We start from the raw sequence: 15,566 nt of genomic DNA on the forward strand, positions 1-15,566 counted from the left end.
TTTTATTCGTGGTGATAATACAAAAAAGTGGCTGCCAGCAAATCGTAAGGTGTATAGGGGTCGATGCTGACAGCCTTAATCATACACTGACGACTTTACTTGAAGAAATGAGAGCCGAGTAATCCGTGACTGTCATACCATGCTGAGCAAATTCTAGTTTCAGTATTGGAGAAGTCAGCACTTGAAGTTCCAGCTCTCTTTGCAAGGCATAGCTACTTTTCAATAATAAGGATTGATCCGCCTCAGCCGGATGACACATCACTTCAACCACATCATATCTAGCTTTCAAGCCCAACAAATGCTTCATGATGCCACCCAAACTAACTCCTTGATCATAAAACTCATCGGTAAAGTAGTACTTCACCTTACTCTCTGTATGGCACAAGCCGCTGCCGCGCAAAGGCACTTTATATATCTGAGCAACTTTGCGAATCACAGGAAGCAACTGTGGGTGTGTATGCGCATGGTGATGGCTATCTAAATGACTCAGAGACAATCCCAATTTTAGAAATGCCTCAACTTGGGCGATTGCCTCTTGGTAAACCACCTCTTCTTCAAAATCTTGTTTCTTCCATAGCTCATCGTAACTAACAAACTGCGTTTGACCATTGGTAAGATTCAGGTGCCCTGTTACCGGGGCACCTGCAGTAAAACGCAAATGCACGCCAATCTTTAAGTTCGGATTTTGCTTTGCTAATTCCACGGCATGTTGTTCAGCATCCATACCCACCATCATAGTGGTTGAACGAACCACTCCTTGTTGATGGGCTTTAACAATGCCTTTATTCACACCGGGAGTTAAACCAAAATCATCGGCATTAAAGATTACTTTCATTGGCGTGTCTCCTCGCTCTATAACGTTGTTAATTTGAATTGAGGTAGATAAGGGGCGTTCACTGCTAAGATCTCATCCAATATGGACTTGGCTCGACTAATATCTGGAACAAGTGGGTTATTGGTTAACGCCATTAGTGCTTTGTCGTAGCTTCCTTCAACTGCTGCTTCGATAGCGAGTTGCTCATAAGCTTTAACTTGATGAAGTAAGCCTTTGATATTGCTTGATAGCTCACCAACCGCAAGCGGCTTCGCTCCCCAACTTCCAATTACAGCACTACACTCGATCACTGCATCATCAGGTAAGCCATTGATAGACCCATTGTTTAACACATTCACTACGTGGATACTGTTACGGTTGTTATAAATTGAGTCGACGAGGTTTAATGACGCATCTGAGTAATAGGCACCGCCTCGCTCTTCCAACTCTTTTGGTTTGTAGTCTAAATTCGGGTCTTGATACAGCTTAAATAGAGCACTCTCTGTCGCCATAACTTGCTCTGCTCGCGTGCCTTGCTCACCTGCACTCTGCTTTTCTTCTGCTAACATCGCATCGGTTTGATAGAAGTAACGATGATACGGGCAAGGAATGGCTCCAAGCGCTTTAAGAAATGCCGGATCCCACGGTTCTTCCCAGATATTCTTCATACTGAAGTTAGCGCCATCCCCAACTTTCTCCAGTACGGCTTGAGTAATATCTTTGCCTTTAAGCCACGCTTTCAATACCCAAACAAGATGATTTAAACCTGCAAACTCAAGTTGAAGCTCTTTCGGCTCGCAATCCATCATTTCAGCAATCATCATTTCCATAGACACCGGAACGTTACACAAACCAATGCTCTTTACGTTGGTGTATTTACTGACCGCTTCTGATACCAAACCTGCAGGGTTAGTAAAGTTGAGCATCCACGCATTAGGCGCTAGCTCTTCAATGTCTTTACAAATATCAAGAATAACCGGAATAGTACGCAGCGCTTTGGCAAAGCCACCCGGCCCTGTTGTTTCCTGACCTATAACGTCATATTTAATCGGAATGCGCTCATCATTCGCTCGCGCAGCCAAGCCACCAACGCGGAACTGAGTCATAACAAAATCAGCGTCTTTAATCGCATCTCGGCGATCAAAGCTCGCTTTGATTTCAATATCCGCCCCTGCCTTGTCGACCATTCGTTGTGCTAAGCCTTTAATGATCTCCAATTTCTCCGCGCCAGACTCAATATCCACAAAGTGCATTTGCTTTACAGGCAAGAACTCCAAACGTTTTATTACGCCTTCAACAAGCTCTGGGGTATAACTACTGCCACCACCAATAATGGCGAGTTTAATTGCATTTCTTGGCATAGCGACGTCCTTATTTTTCTGCTAACTGCTTATTCAACGCGACAATTTCCACTGCCATTTCTTGCGCTAAGATGGTCGTCATCAAATGATCTTGAGCGTGTACCATAACCAAGGTCATTGGCACTTTGCCTTCACCCTGATCTTCTTCAATTAGTTGGGTTTGAATCAGGTGGGCTTTGTTGATGCACTCTCTTGCTTGAGAAAGCTTTTCCTCTGCGGCTGAAAAATCCTTCTCTCTCGATAAACGCAATGCCTCATAGCTCAAACTTCTGGCTTCACCTGCATTACAGATAATTTCCATTACGACTAATTCTTGTTCCATCTTTTCTCTCCAGAAACATGGGCTGCCATGTGACAGCCCAATTACTATTAAGCAGTCACGCCTTCGCCAGAAGGCTGTTCAGCATCCTTACTTTCTTTGCTAGTAGGTAACTCTTGTTCCATCACCTGCTTCTCAAACATCTTGAAGAACGGCAAATAAATAAAGAGGTCAAGAATCAGTAGGCCAATCACCAACAGCACTGGTGAGAACGTCCAACCACTACCCCATGAAGCACCAATCAATGCAGGCGTTGTCCAAGGTGTAGTCGCAACCCCCATGCCCACAAAGCCAAGCTGTACTGCAAAGTAAGCAATAGTTGCGTTAACGATTGGCGCAAATACAAAGGGAATAAACAGGATTGGGTTCATTACTACTGGGCTACCAAAAATCACAGGTTCATTGATTTGGAAGAAACCCGGCACAGCACTCATTCGGCCGATACTCTTAAGGTGCGCGGAACGGCTAAATGACATCAGCATCACTAGCGCAAGTGTTGCGCCCGAACCACCAATAAAGATATAGAAATCCCAGAATGGTTGAGTGAATACGTTTGGAATTGGTTGGCCCGCAACAAACGCATCAATGTTAGCGCTGATGTTGGTAAGGAAGATTGGCGATAGAAGACCCACCACAATCGCCGCACCGTGAATACCAGCAAACCAAAGTAGCTGACACACCAGCAATGCACCAATGATTGCAGGTAAGGTATTCGATGCACTGATCAGTGGCTTGAACATTGCCATAACCGCATCAGGGATCAGCATGTCATATTGAGTTTGAACAAAAATACTCAGCGGATACAAGGTTAGGAATATAGCGAGTACAGGCAAAAGGACCTCGAAAGAGCGAGCGATTGCAGGTGGTACTTGCTCTGGCATGCGGATCGTAATGTTGTGCTTTTTCATAAAGCGGTAGAGCTCAACCGCAAAGAAGGCACACATTACCGCGGTAAAGATTCCGGTACCGCCCATGTGCTTCATAGCTAGTGCGCCATCTTTAGCTGGAGCAGCAACCAAAAGGAAGCTCATCAGTGATAATACCGCGCTGGTGATCCCATCCATTTTGTACGCTTTGGCTAAGCTATAGGCAACCCCAAGCGAGACAAATATAGTCATGATCCCCATCGACATATTAAAGGGCATCATAATGGTATCGAAATGTGTGGTGGCGAAGTCTAACCAGACTCGCCCGAGTGTAAATGTGGTGTCTTCAGCAAATGGTGGGAAAGCAAAAATTAAGATAAAACTACCAACAATAATAAACGGCATTGCCACAATAAATCCGTCTCTCATTGCTCTAACATGGGGTTGATTTCCCACTTTTGCCGCAATAGGGGCTATATGCTTTTCGACTATTCCTATAATCGCATCATAAAGCTTCATAGAGTCCATCCTTATTTTTAGACAAAAGAATCCCACACCAAACATTTATATTTAGTGGATATTCTTCTTTCTATTTAAAGTTATTGAATTAGTTAATCATTTCTAATGCTTGTTGTAATACTTCTTCCCCTTTCATCATTCCATAATCTTGTGGAGAAATAGCATCAATATTTTTGCCATGCTCTTGTGCGGTTTTACGCAGTTCTTCTAGTTGGAATCGCACCTGAGGACCAAGCAAACACACATCGTACTCTCTGATCGCTTCATCAAATGCGTTTACCGACAACGCATCAATCTTGCACTCAAGCCCTTGCTTTTCAGCAGCTTGCTCCATTTTCTTTACAAGCATACTGGTCGACATACCAGCACTACAGCATAAAAGAATTTTTTTCATAGCCTTACTCCCGTTGTGTAAATTTCAATCTACAAAAACTGTAGCAAAAATAACCAACGCAAAAAAGCGCAACCGGTTGCATTGTTCGTGAACCAAATCCCATTTTGAAAAATACAGCCTATTTTTTATTAATTAATTAGGTCTAGGATAAAAGCCAACAAAATAACAAAAATCACTTAATTACATTTATAACTATCAATATTTCACTACTGACAATGTCATAATTAATTTCAACAAAGGAATAGAAAATGAAATTAACAAAACTGGCTATGGTTACACTTTTAGGCTCTGCGCTATCTCAATTCTCTTATGCCCAAGAAGCACCCAAAGGCACCATTTATTTGACCTTTGATGACGGTCCGATTAATGCGTCTATCGACGTTATTAATGTGCTTAATCAACAAGGAGTTAAAGGTACTTTCTACTTTAACGCTTGGCACTTGGACGGTATTGGAGATGAGAATGAGGATCGTGCTTTAGAAGCACTTAAACTTGCTCTAGATACTGGGCATATCGTTGCTAACCATAGTTACGCCCACATGATCCATAACTGTGTCGAAGAATTTGGCCCAAATAGCGGTGCTGAGTGTAATGCAACCGGCGATCATCAAATTAACTCTTACCAAGATCCTGTTTATGATGCGGGTACGTTTGCCGAGAACTTAGCTGTATTGGAAAGATACTTGCCGAATATCAACAGTTATCCAAACTATCGCGGTGAAGAGTTTGCACGATTGCCTTACACCAATGGTTGGCGTGTAACAAAGAACTTCAAAGCGGATGGCTTGTGTGCAACTTCTGACGATCTAAAGCCTTGGGAACCAGGCTATGTGTGTGACACCGATAATCCATCAAACAGTGTAAAAGCTTCCATTGAAGTACAAAATATTCTTGCGAATAAAGGCTATCAAACTCATGGGTGGGATCTCGACTGGGCACCGGAGAACTGGGGCATTGCAATGCCAGCAAACAGTTTGACGGAAGCAGAACCTTTCCTAGGCTATGTCGACGCCGCTCTTAACAGCTGTGCGCCAACAACGATCAATCCTATCAACTCCAAAGCGCAGGAATTCCCTTGTGGTACTCCGCTACACGCAGACAAAGTTATCGTGTTAACACATGAGTTCTTATTCGAAGATGGCAAACGCGGCATGGGAGCAACCAAAAACTTACCGAGGCTGGCTAAGTTTATCCAAATCGCAAAAGAAGCAGGATACATTTTCGATACCATGGATAACTACACACCAGTTTGGCAAGTTGGCCAGGCATACGTTGCTAGTGATTACGTAACGCACTCAGGTACTGTTTATAAAGCGGTTACAACGCACGTCGCACAACAGGATTGGGCACCGTCTTCAACGTCTAGCCTTTGGACAAATGCCGATCCTGCAACTAACTGGACACTAAACGTTGCTTATGAAGCTGGTGATGTCGTGACTTACCAAGGTCTCCGCTACCTAGTCAACGTACCACACGTATCGCAAGCGGATTGGACTCCAAGCACTCAGAACACCTTGTTCACAACTCTATAGGCTGTTCCTACTATCACCATGTAGTAGTTTGCGCGAGGCATACCCCTCGCGCTTTTTTTATTTTGAGGAATCATAACGTTGAGGATCTGCCTTAAACATATGATATCGGTGGGCGGACTTGATTGGACAGGCATTCCTGACGCCACCGCGAAGGCAACGCTAACTAACATTCTTCTACTATTTTCAAACGCCCAAAACGACGAAAAGCCGCTATAAAAGCGACCTTTCGATGTATGGTACCGGTGGGCGACTTGACTGGGCAGGCACTCCTGCCGCCACGCTGGATTTGAACTCACAAACCTCAGATACAACAAAGCCCCGACTTTCGTCGAGGCTCTGTCTGAAAATATGGTACTGGTGGGCGGAGTTGATTGGACAGGCATTCCTGCCGCCACCGCGAAGGCAACGCTAACTAGCATTCTTCTACTATTTTCAAACGCCCAATAAGACGAAAGGCCGCCATAAAAGCGACCTTTCTATGTATGGTATCGGAGGATGACTTGACTGGGCAGGCACTCCTGCCGCCACGCTGGATTTGAATTCACAAACCTCAGATACAACAAAGCCCCGACTTTCGTCGAGGCTCTGTCTTAAAATATGGTACCGGTGGGCGGACTTGAACCGCCACGCCCGAAGGCAACGGATTTTGAATCCGTCGTGTATACCAATTTCACCACACCGGCATCTCTGGACTATTGCCCTTTGATGGTTGGCATTATACGGAAGCTTTTGACCTGCGCAAGCAGAAAAACCTTAAATAACTATCGTTTGCTGATAATTTCGCCACAAAGTGTGACAAAGGAGATCTCATCTTAGCTAAGTCTGCCATTTCACTTTGTTATAACACCAACCATTAAACCCTATAAACGATTAACGGTAATATCCGAAACGTAACCATTACCAATATTAGATAGCGCACCATGGATCATTCTCGCCGCATCACCGGCACTCATAAAGCTGCTCGTATCTAATGACTTACCACTCGTTTCCCAAAACTCGGTTGCCATACCACCTGGATATACGGCAACAATTTTCATTGGTTTACCTTTTAACTCCATACGAACAGACTCAATCAAACCTTTAACTGCCCACTTCACCGCACAATAAGTCGATTCTTGTGCCTTTGGCTGTTGTGCCGCTGTCGACATCACCATCACAACATTTACAGGCTGCTCTTGATAACGCTTTACCAACTCTTTTAGGACATGAACTGCGGAGGTGAGATTGTTTTCAATCAGCTTTTGAATCTCTTGTGGGTCTTGCTCGGCCAACAAACCAAAATAACCACTTCCCGCACAATGAATCACGGTAGTAGGCGCTTGAGGTAACTCATCAAATAAATTCTCCACTTGCGATGCGTCGATCAGATCACAACTTCGCACCTGAGCTTTACTTGAGAGATATTGAACAAGCGTATTTAACTTCTTTTCGCTGCGGCCAGTTAACAGTGTTTCTTCGCCTTGGGCATCATACAACTTAGCGAGCTGTGCACCTAAACCACTGCTTGCGCCTGTAATTACGATCATCTTGTACCTCTATCACATCATTCGTAATCTTGTGTTCTAAGCAAGGTAACCCATGCTTGGGGCTTTCACAGGTTGCATGGTAGGAAGTTTGAACTCGGTTGCTTTATTGAGTGCTTGATTAGCGATAAAGCACTTGTGATTTGCCCGTAATTAGAGACTCTGTGCGTTAGCTCTCTTTTCACAAGCTGATGGAATCTATATTCTGACGCACAATTTTAAAGGTAAGTGATGGAACTATGACTACTTCTACAACTCTTCCACCAGCAGGCTTTTTCCGCCGACTCGCAGCGTTATTTTACGACACACTGATTATCCTCGCGATTGAGATGATGGCTGCAGGCGTGGTAATGGCGATTGTTTTTGCGCTTAACGCGGCAGGCTTGTTGAGCTACGGAGAATATGTGGATGCAGCAGACATGCTAGGAAAGCATCCAGTATTAAGCCCACTATTTACACTGTATCTTGCAGTGGTGTGGATCTACTTCTTTGTGTTCTTCTGGACTCGCGCGGGCCAAACCTTAGGGATGCGAGCTTGGAAAATGCAAATCCGTAACAGTAAAGATGGCGCACCAATTACGATTACTCAGGCACTAATTCGCTTAGCGACATCTGGCTTCGGCTTGGCAAACTTAACGGTGCCAATTGACCCACAAAAGCGTGGTTTCCACGATATTTGGGCAAAAACCGAAGTTGTTGTCTTACCGAAACCAAAATAGCGAAACAGCAAAATAGCGAAACAGCAAAAGCAGAATAGAAAAAGGAAGGCACTATGCCTTCCTTTTTTATGTTTATCGCTTTTGAAAACCTACAGTTTTCTTCTTAGCAAGGATACCGCGATTGCTAGGAACACCATGCTAGGGGCTAATGCACCGAATACAGGCGGAATGCCATATACCAAGGTTAGCGGTCCAAAGAACTCACTGGATATGTAGAAGGTAAAACCTGCAACTACCCCCGAGAGCACTCTCGCTCCCATAGTCACGCTACGCAATGGTCCGAATACAAAGGACAGCGCCATCAGCATCACGACCGCGATGGAAAGCGGCTGAGAAAGCTTACGCCAAAATGCCAGTTCATAACGTGAAGCATCTTGTTCTGTCGCTTTCAAGTAGCTCACATAATCATACAAACCGCTTAGAGAAAGCTCTTCTGGCTTTACCGTTACAACCGCAAGCTTATCTGGCGCGAGCGAGGTGTGCCATTCCATCTGCTCTACGTCACGCTTGGTAATGACGTTCTCATTCTCCATATCCGTGACCTGTACGTAACGCATCAACCAGTTGTTGTCTTGCTGGTAATCCACTTCTTCAGCAAAGATGACTTTATCTAGTTTCTTATCTTCATCGAAACGCCACATGTTCAAACCGTAGAGTTTGTCATCTTCCACTTTTCCGATAAAGATGAAGTCATTGGCATCACGAGCCCATACCCCAGCCCGCACTGATACAATGCTACCACCAGACAAAGCAAATGCACGTAGGTCACGCGCCATCTTTTGCGCTTCAGGTGCGCCCCATTGACCCAACGTCATGACGATAAGCATCAATGGCACCGCGGTCTTAAGCACTGATAAACCGATATCCAACTTAGAGAAGCCCGCCGCTTGCATAACCACAAGTTCAGAGCTTGATGCCAACATGCCCAAACCAATCAAAGCGCCCAGTAGCGCCGCCATTGGGAAGAACATTTCGATATCGCGGGGAATACTTAACAATACAAAATAAAGCGCATGCATTAAGTCGTAAGCACCACGCCCCACTTTGCGTAATTGCTCGACGTATTTAATGATGCCCGACAAGCCGACAAAGGTCGCCAGGACAAGGGCGGTGGTAGAGATGATGGTTCTACCGATGTAAAGATCTAAGAGTTTAAACACTGCCTATGCGAGCCTCTTCTTGCGAAATTTGTCTTTCATTCTTCGAACGGGAACACTGTCCATCATGTTGGCTAAGATAGCGACAATCAGTAACATCGCATTGATTGGCCACATACCAATAGCTGCAGGAAAAGTGCCTTCCTCGAGCGCAGATTTCGTCGCACTGATTGCCAGGAAGTACGCGAGGTAAATCAAGATAGCCGGGCCCATTTTAGCGAAGCGTCCCTGACGCGGGTTTACCGCAGACAAAGGAATGACCAGCATGGTTAACAGTGGAATACAAACGAACAGCGAAATACGCCATTGCAGCTCAGCTTGTGCTTCAGGATCTGGGTGACCAATCAAGTCTAGCGTTGGGTACGCCTCCCAATCACGTCCCTTTTGCTTCACCTCTCGCTGGCCAATCACCCCTTCATATTGATCGAACTTAGTCACCATGTACTCAACACGAGTCGGCACACCTTCATAACGCGTCCCCTCATGCATGGTGATGATCTGACGACCATCCGCCAGTTCTTTTACTTCACCAGAAGAAGAGAACATGACGCTAGGCAAGATAGAGTCACGAGGGCGCATCTGTGCGACAAACACATTGCTGAGCGTGCTGTCTTTGATGTCATCAATAAAGACAACAGAAGATCCATCCGGTGTCCCTTGGAACTGACCTTTCTGAAGTAAGTCTACGCTGTTTTCGGCTTCAACTTGATCGTAAAGTTGCTCTACGCGGTCTTGCGACCAAGGCGATAGCCAAAGAGCATTGAACGCCGCCACACCGGAAGTAATGATTGCCAGGCACAGCGCGGCCTGCACCAAGAACTTGTTTCCGATGCCTGTCGCGTTCATCACCACGATTTCACTTTCCGCATATAGGCGACCAAATGTGATCAATATGCCGATGTATAAACTCAATGGCAGCATTAATAGTCCCATTGCTGGCATGTTTAAACCAACCACTGAGAAAATTAATCCAGCAGGAATATCCCCGTCAGAAGCCTTCGCAAGAACACTGATAAACTTCTGGCTCAAAAATACCAAAAAAAGCACGAAGAAAATCGCAAATTGGCTCTTGAGTGTTTCGCGGATCAAATATCTAACAATAATCACGCTGAAATTACCTATACAAAACTTGTTTTTTTGGTCGAATCACTATAGTTTCCCGTTGAACCATTTATTTTTTTAAAATTATAAACTAGATGTTAGCGCTTAAATCAGCTCTGTTGGTAAGACCTGAGCTTAAATTCAACAAGTAAGCGATCATTATCTAACATTTAGAGCAATTTGTCTTCAGGATGTAGGAGTACGCATGGAGTTCAGTGTTAAAAGTGGCAGTCCAGAGAAACAACGTAGCGCATGTATCGTTGTTGGTGTGTTTGAACCACGTCGCCTTTCTCCAGTAGCCGAGCAACTTGATAAAATCAGTGACGGTTACATCAGTTCACTACTTCGCCGTGGTGATCTAGAGGGTAAACCTGGTCAGATGCTGCTACTGCATCAAGTACCAGGTGTTTTGTCAGAGCGCGTTCTGCTTGTAGGTTGTGGTAAAGAACGTGAGCTAGGCGAGCGCCAGTACAAGGAAATCATTCAAAAGACGATCAGCACACTTAACGAAACAGGTTCTATGGAAGCAGTGTGTTTCCTAACTGAACTGCACGTTAAGGGTCGTGATACTTACTGGAAAGTTCGCCAGGCAGTAGAAGCGACTAAAGATGGTCTTTACACATTCGATCAGTTCAAGAGCGTTAAGCCAGAAACTCGTCGTCCACTGCGTAAGCTAGTATTCAACGTACCAACGCGTCGTGAACTAAACCTAGGTGAGAAAGCAATCACTCACGGTCTAGCTATCGCATCTGGTGTGAAAGCATCAAAAGATCTTGGCAACATGCCACCAAACATCGCAAACCCTGCGTACCTTGCTTCTCAAGCACGCCGCCTTGCTGACGATTACGAAACCGTAACCACCAAGATCATTGGTGAGCAAGAGATGGAAAAACTGGGCATGACATCTTACCTAGCCGTAGGTCGTGGTTCGAAGAACGAATCAATGATGTCGATTATCGAATACAAAGGTAACCCAGAGTCAGAAGCAAAACCTATCGTACTTGTCGGTAAAGGTCTTACGTTCGATTCAGGCGGTATCTCTCTAAAACCTGGTGAAGGTATGGATGAGATGAAGTACGACATGTGTGGTGCAGCATCTGTATTCGGAACAATGAAAGCGCTAGCGAAGCTAAACCTACCAATTAACGTTATTGGTGTTCTAGCAGGCTGTGAAAACATGCCAGGCAGCAACGCTTACCGTCCAGGTGACATCCTAACAACCATGTCAGGTCAAACGGTAGAAGTTCTGAACACGGATGCGGAAGGTCGTCTTGTTCTTTGTGACGCACTGACTTACGTAGAGCGTTTCGAACCAGATTGCGTAGTAGACGTTGCAACGCTAACTGGTGCTTGTGTTATTGCACTAGGCCACCATATCAGCGGCGTAATCTCTAACCACAACCCACTTTCTCATGAGCTAGTAAACGCTTCTGAGCAAGCAAGTGACCGTGCATGGCGTCTACCAATGGCAGACGAGTACCACGAGCAGTTGAAGAGCCCATTTGCTGATATGGCAAACATTGGTGGTCGTCCTGCTGGTACTATTACTGCAGGTTGCTTCCTGTCTAAGTTTGCTAAAAAGTACAACTGGGCACACCTTGATATCGCAGGTACTGCGTGGAAGTCAGGCGCAGCGAAAGGCTCAACGGGCCGTCCTGTCTCAATGCTTGTCCAATTCCTTTTGAACCGCAGCGGCCAAGAAACAGAAGAGTAATTTCTGAACAACATCTAAAAGGGCCGCAAGGCCCTTTTTTATTACCTCGATTTTCTTGATTGAAAATCGGATTTAATATGGTTTAAGGAAGAGACCAACTGCAAGTGAGAGAATGATGCAAACTGCAACCTTCTACATCATTAACGAAGAGAGCCCGCAAGCAACGGTGGCTGGCTTTGAGGAATACATTGTTTTTTTGGCTCAGCACTTTGCTCGCCAAGGCGCAAAAGTGTATCTGAACTGCAAAGACAAACCGCATGCCGAGCAGCTCGCTGAAGCCTTTTGGCAAATTGATGCAGACAAGTTCATGGCACATAATCTTGTAGGCGAAGGACCGAAATACGCCACCAATATTGAAATCGGCCATGAAGGTGTAAAACCTAACTGGAATCGTAAGCTGGTAATTAATTTGGCGGAAAATGAGACAACCTTTGCGAACAAGTTTGCTCAAGTGGTAGACTTCGTGCCTTGCGAAGAAAAAGCTAAACAGCTCGCAAGAGAAAGGTATAAAATTTACCGTCAGGCAGGTTATCAACTGCAAACGATCGAAATTCAATATCCTTAACGGTCAATCCTTATAGTTAAGCTCTCCACTCAGAGAGTTCACTTATAAAGATTGACTTAGATTCAACCATCAACGTATCCATTAAAAGAGCGCTATGGAAAAGACATACAACCCAACTTCAATCGAACAAGCTCTGTATCAGACTTGGGAAGAGAAAGGCTACTTTAAGCCACACGGTGACACTACTAAAGAATCATACAGCATCATGATCCCGCCACCGAACGTCACTGGTAGCCTACACATGGGCCACGCGTTCCAAGATACGATCATGGATACGCTTATCCGTTGTGAGCGCATGAAGGGTAAAAACACTCTTTGGCAAGTAGGTACGGACCACGCAGGTATCGCAACTCAGATGGTTGTTGAGCGTAAGATCGCTGCAGAAGAAGGCAAAACAAAACACGATTACGGTCGTGAAGCCTTCATCGACAAAATCTGGGAATGGAAAGGCGAATCTGGCGGCACTATCACTAAGCAGCTTCGTCGTCTTGGCGCATCTGTAGACTGGGATCGCGAGCGCTTTACGATGGACGATGGTCTATCTAACGCTGTTCAAGAAGTATTCGTACGTCTATACGAAGACGATCTAATCTACCGCGGTAAGCGTCTAGTTAACTGGGATCCAAAACTACACACAGCGATTTCAGATCTAGAAGTAGAGAACAAAGACACCAAAGGCAACATGTGGCACTTCCGCTACCCACTAGCGGATGGCGTTAAAACAGCGGATGGCAAAGACTACATCGTTGTTGCAACCACTCGTCCAGAGACCATGCTAGGCGATACTGGTGTTGCGGTTAACCCAGAAGATCCACGTTACAAAGATCTTATCGGTAAAGAAATCATCCTTCCTATCGTTGATCGTCGCATCCCAATCGTGGGCGATGAGCACGCAGATATGGAAAAAGGTACTGGCTGTGTGAAAATCACACCTGCGCACGACTTCAACGACTACGAAGTTGGTAAGCGCCACCAGCTACCAATGATCAACATTCTGACTTTCGACGCGAACATCCGTGACGCTTCTGAAGTATTCAACACCAACGGCGAAGCAAGCGACGCTTACAGCACTGAGCTACCAGCTAAGTATCACGGTATTGAGCGTTTTGCCGCTCGTAAAGCTATCGTTGCTGAATTCGACGAGCTAGGTCTACTTGAAGAAGTGAAAGATCACGATCTACAAGTTCCTTACGGCGACCGTGGTGGCGTGGTTATCGAACCAATGCTAACTGACCAATGGTACGTACGTACTGCACCTCTAGCGAAAACAGCAGTTGAAGCAGTAGAAAACGGCGACATCCAATTCGTTCCTAAGCAATACGAAAATATGTACTTCTCTTGGATGCGTGACGTTCAAGACTGGTGTATCTCTCGTCAGCTATGGTGGGGTCACCGCATCCCAGCTTGGTACGATAACCAAGGCAATGTTTACGTAGGTCGTGACGAAGAAGAAGTACGTAAGAACAACAACCTAGAGTCAGTAATTGAACTTCACCAAGACGAAGACGTACTGGATACATGGTTCTCTTCTGCACTATGGACGTTCGGTACTCAAGGTTGGCCAGAGCAAACTGACGACCTGAAAGTATTCCACCCTTCAGACGTACTAGTAACGGGTTTCGACATCATCTTCTTCTGGGTTGCGCGCATGATCATGATGACCATGCACTTCGTGAAAGACGAAAACGGCAAACCACAAGTACCATTTAAGACGGTTTACGTTACTGGCCTAATCCGTGACGAAAACGGCGACAAGATGTCTAAGTCGAAAGGTAACGTACTTGACCCAATCGACATGATCGATGGTATCGACCTAGAGTCTCTAGTAGAGAAGCGTTGTGGCAACATGATGCAGCCTCAGCTAGCGAAGAAGATCGAGAAGAACACTCGTAAGACGTTTGAAAACGGTATTGAAGCATACGGTACAGACGCACTACGTTTCACTCTTGCAGCAATGGCATCAACAGGTCGTGATATCAACTGGGATATGAAGCGTCTTGAGGGTTACCGTAACTTCTGTAACAAACTATGGAACGCAAGCCGTTACGTAATGATGAACACAGAAGAGCAAGATTGTGGCTTCAACGGTGGTGAGATTGAATACTCACTAGCGGACAAGTGGATCGAGTCTCAGTTTGAACTTGCAGCGAAAGCGTTTAACAACCATATCGACAACTTCCGTCTAGATATGGCGTCTAACACGCTTTACGAATTCATCTGGAACCAATTCTGTGACTGGTACCTAGAGCTAACTAAACCAGTTCTATGGAAAGGAACTGAAGCGCAACAGCGTGGTACTCGCCGTACACTAATCACGGTTCTTGAGAAGACTCTACGTCTGGCTCACCCAGTGATTCCTTACATCACTGAAACTATCTGGCAAAGCATCAAGCCACTAGTTGAAGGTGTAGAAGGTGAGACAATCATGCTTCAAGCACTGCCTCAATTCGACGAAGCAAACTTCAACCAAGAAGCGCTAGACGATATTGAATGGGTGAAAGCGTTCATTACCAGCATCCGTAACCTACGTGCTGAATACGACATCAACCCTGGTAAGCCGCTTGACGTTATGCTGAAAGCTGCAAACGCAGAAGACGCAGCGCGTCTTGAAGCAAACAAACAAGTACTGATGTCTCTAGCGAAACTAGAATCTGTACGCGTACTTGCTGCTGACGAAGAAACGCCAGCGTGTGCAACAGCCTTGGTTGCTAAGTCTGAGCTGATGATCCCAATGGCGGGTCTGATCGACAAAGACGCTGAGCTTGCTCGTCTGGATGGCGAAATTAAGAAAACTCACGGCGAAATCAAGCGTATCGAAGGCAAACTAGGTAACGAAGGCTTCGTAGCGAAAGCACCTGAAGCAGTTGTTGCTAAAGAGCGTGAGAAGCTTGAAGGCTACAAAGAAACACTAGCTAAGCTAGAAGAGCAGAAGACAACGATCGCTGCACTTTAATCGCTAAAGACTAGAGTAAAAGAATCAAA

Annotated in this window: 13 protein-coding genes and 1 tRNA gene; 5 read left to right on the top strand and 9 right to left on the bottom strand. The window is 45.4% G+C overall.

What is annotated here, in order from left to right; all coding sequences use genetic code 11:
* Positions 1-79 precede the first annotated feature (79 nt).
* The 5 genes from chbG to A8140_RS13765 all read right to left on the bottom strand — a co-directional run bounded on the left by chbG (position 80) and on the right by A8140_RS13765 (position 4,273).
* Positions 80-835 (bottom strand): chitin disaccharide deacetylase, encoded by a 756-nt coding sequence (chbG, locus tag A8140_RS13745; RefSeq protein ID WP_005534245.1) that lies wholly within the window; start codon positions 833-835, stop codon positions 80-82.
* Positions 836-852: 17 nt separating this feature from the next.
* Positions 853-2,175: a 6-phospho-beta-glucosidase gene (locus tag A8140_RS13750; protein ID WP_038862576.1), complete on the bottom strand. Its 1,323-nt coding sequence runs from the start codon at positions 2,173-2,175 to the stop codon at positions 853-855.
* A gap of 10 nt (positions 2,176-2,185) precedes the next feature.
* Positions 2,186-2,497 carry a PTS lactose/cellobiose transporter subunit IIA gene (locus A8140_RS13755; protein ID WP_005432874.1) on the bottom strand — a complete coding sequence of 104 codons (312 nt, stop codon included), beginning with the start codon at positions 2,495-2,497 and terminating at the stop codon, positions 2,186-2,188.
* Between the two features lie 47 nt (positions 2,498-2,544).
* The gene (locus A8140_RS13760) at positions 2,545-3,879 is read right to left on the bottom strand and encodes a PTS sugar transporter subunit IIC (RefSeq protein WP_010450374.1); all 1,335 of its coding nucleotides are present in this window, start codon (positions 3,877-3,879) and stop codon (positions 2,545-2,547) included.
* A gap of 88 nt (positions 3,880-3,967) precedes the next feature.
* The gene (locus tag A8140_RS13765) at positions 3,968-4,273 is read right to left on the bottom strand and encodes a PTS sugar transporter subunit IIB (RefSeq protein ID WP_005534247.1); all 306 of its coding nucleotides are present in this window, start codon (positions 4,271-4,273) and stop codon (positions 3,968-3,970) included.
* A 248-nt stretch (positions 4,274-4,521) separates the two neighbouring features.
* On the opposite strand from A8140_RS13765, the gene cod reads away from it, so the two are divergent.
* Positions 4,522-5,805 (top strand): chitin oligosaccharide deacetylase, encoded by a 1,284-nt coding sequence (gene cod / locus A8140_RS13770; RefSeq protein WP_005534249.1) that lies wholly within the window; start codon positions 4,522-4,524, stop codon positions 5,803-5,805.
* Positions 5,806-6,403: 598 nt separating this feature from the next.
* Here cod and A8140_RS13775 read toward each other — a convergent pair.
* Together A8140_RS13775 and A8140_RS13780 are read right to left on the bottom strand one after the other, a co-directional pair.
* A tRNA-Leu gene (locus tag A8140_RS13775) sits at positions 6,404-6,488 on the bottom strand.
* Positions 6,489-6,665: 177 nt separating this feature from the next.
* Complete coding sequence (locus tag A8140_RS13780; protein ID WP_005534250.1) at positions 6,666-7,331, bottom strand: SDR family NAD(P)-dependent oxidoreductase; 666 nt, start codon at positions 7,329-7,331, stop codon at positions 6,666-6,668.
* 236 nt (positions 7,332-7,567) lie between these two features.
* Between A8140_RS13780 and A8140_RS13785 the strand changes: the two genes are divergently transcribed.
* Positions 7,568-8,047, top strand: coding sequence for an RDD family protein (locus A8140_RS13785; RefSeq protein WP_005534251.1), 480 nt, complete (start codon positions 7,568-7,570; stop codon positions 8,045-8,047).
* Between the two features lie 89 nt (positions 8,048-8,136).
* Here the strand turns inward: A8140_RS13785 and lptG are convergent, their stop codons facing one another.
* Positions 8,137-9,207, bottom strand: a complete 1,071-nt coding sequence (gene lptG, locus A8140_RS13790; protein ID WP_005534252.1) for an LPS export ABC transporter permease LptG — start codon at positions 9,205-9,207, stop codon at positions 8,137-8,139.
* A 3-nt stretch (positions 9,208-9,210) separates the two neighbouring features.
* Positions 9,211-10,311, bottom strand: a complete 1,101-nt coding sequence (gene lptF, locus A8140_RS13795) for an LPS export ABC transporter permease LptF (RefSeq protein WP_005534255.1) — start codon at positions 10,309-10,311, stop codon at positions 9,211-9,213.
* 199 nt (positions 10,312-10,510) lie between these two features.
* Between lptF and pepA the strand changes: the two genes are divergently transcribed.
* The 3 genes from pepA (at position 10,511) to A8140_RS13810 (ending at position 15,537) form a co-directional block, all read left to right on the top strand.
* On the top strand, positions 10,511-12,019 hold the full coding sequence (gene pepA / locus A8140_RS13800) for a leucyl aminopeptidase (RefSeq protein ID WP_005534257.1): 1,509 nt from the start codon (positions 10,511-10,513) through the stop codon (positions 12,017-12,019).
* A gap of 115 nt (positions 12,020-12,134) precedes the next feature.
* Positions 12,135-12,584 (top strand): DNA polymerase III subunit chi, encoded by a 450-nt coding sequence (locus A8140_RS13805; protein ID WP_005534259.1) that lies wholly within the window; start codon positions 12,135-12,137, stop codon positions 12,582-12,584.
* Positions 12,585-12,678: 94 nt separating this feature from the next.
* Positions 12,679-15,537, top strand: coding sequence for a valine--tRNA ligase (locus A8140_RS13810; RefSeq protein ID WP_005534261.1), 2,859 nt, complete (start codon positions 12,679-12,681; stop codon positions 15,535-15,537).
* The last annotated feature ends 29 nt before the right edge of the window (positions 15,538-15,566 follow it).

The sequence above is a fragment of the Vibrio campbellii CAIM 519 = NBRC 15631 = ATCC 25920 genome (genome assembly GCF_002163755.1).
Taxonomy (GTDB): Bacteria; Pseudomonadota; Gammaproteobacteria; order Enterobacterales; family Vibrionaceae; genus Vibrio; species Vibrio campbellii.

What these genes read in the sequence shown, in the direction of transcription:
- chbG (WP_005534245.1), bottom strand. Translation starts at nt 835, where the DNA reads ATGAAAGTAATCTTTAATGCCGATGATTTTGGTTTAACTCCCGGTGTG.
- A8140_RS13805 (WP_005534259.1), top strand. Translation starts at nt 12,135, where the DNA reads ATGCAAACTGCAACCTTCTACATCATTAACGAAGAGAGCCCGCAAGCA.
- pepA (WP_005534257.1), top strand. Translation starts at nt 10,511, where the DNA reads ATGGAGTTCAGTGTTAAAAGTGGCAGTCCAGAGAAACAACGTAGCGCA.
- A8140_RS13785 (WP_005534251.1), top strand. Translation starts at nt 7,568, where the DNA reads ATGACTACTTCTACAACTCTTCCACCAGCAGGCTTTTTCCGCCGACTC.
- A8140_RS13780 (WP_005534250.1), bottom strand. Translation starts at nt 7,331, where the DNA reads ATGATCGTAATTACAGGCGCAAGCAGTGGTTTAGGTGCACAGCTCGCT.
- A8140_RS13755 (WP_005432874.1), bottom strand. Translation starts at nt 2,497, where the DNA reads ATGGAACAAGAATTAGTCGTAATGGAAATTATCTGTAATGCAGGTGAA.
- cod (WP_005534249.1), top strand. Translation starts at nt 4,522, where the DNA reads ATGAAATTAACAAAACTGGCTATGGTTACACTTTTAGGCTCTGCGCTA.
- A8140_RS13810 (WP_005534261.1), top strand. Translation starts at nt 12,679, where the DNA reads ATGGAAAAGACATACAACCCAACTTCAATCGAACAAGCTCTGTATCAG.
- A8140_RS13760 (WP_010450374.1), bottom strand. Translation starts at nt 3,879, where the DNA reads ATGAAGCTTTATGATGCGATTATAGGAATAGTCGAAAAGCATATAGCC.
- A8140_RS13750 (WP_038862576.1), bottom strand. Translation starts at nt 2,175, where the DNA reads ATGCCAAGAAATGCAATTAAACTCGCCATTATTGGTGGTGGCAGTAGT.
- A8140_RS13765 (WP_005534247.1), bottom strand. Translation starts at nt 4,273, where the DNA reads ATGAAAAAAATTCTTTTATGCTGTAGTGCTGGTATGTCGACCAGTATG.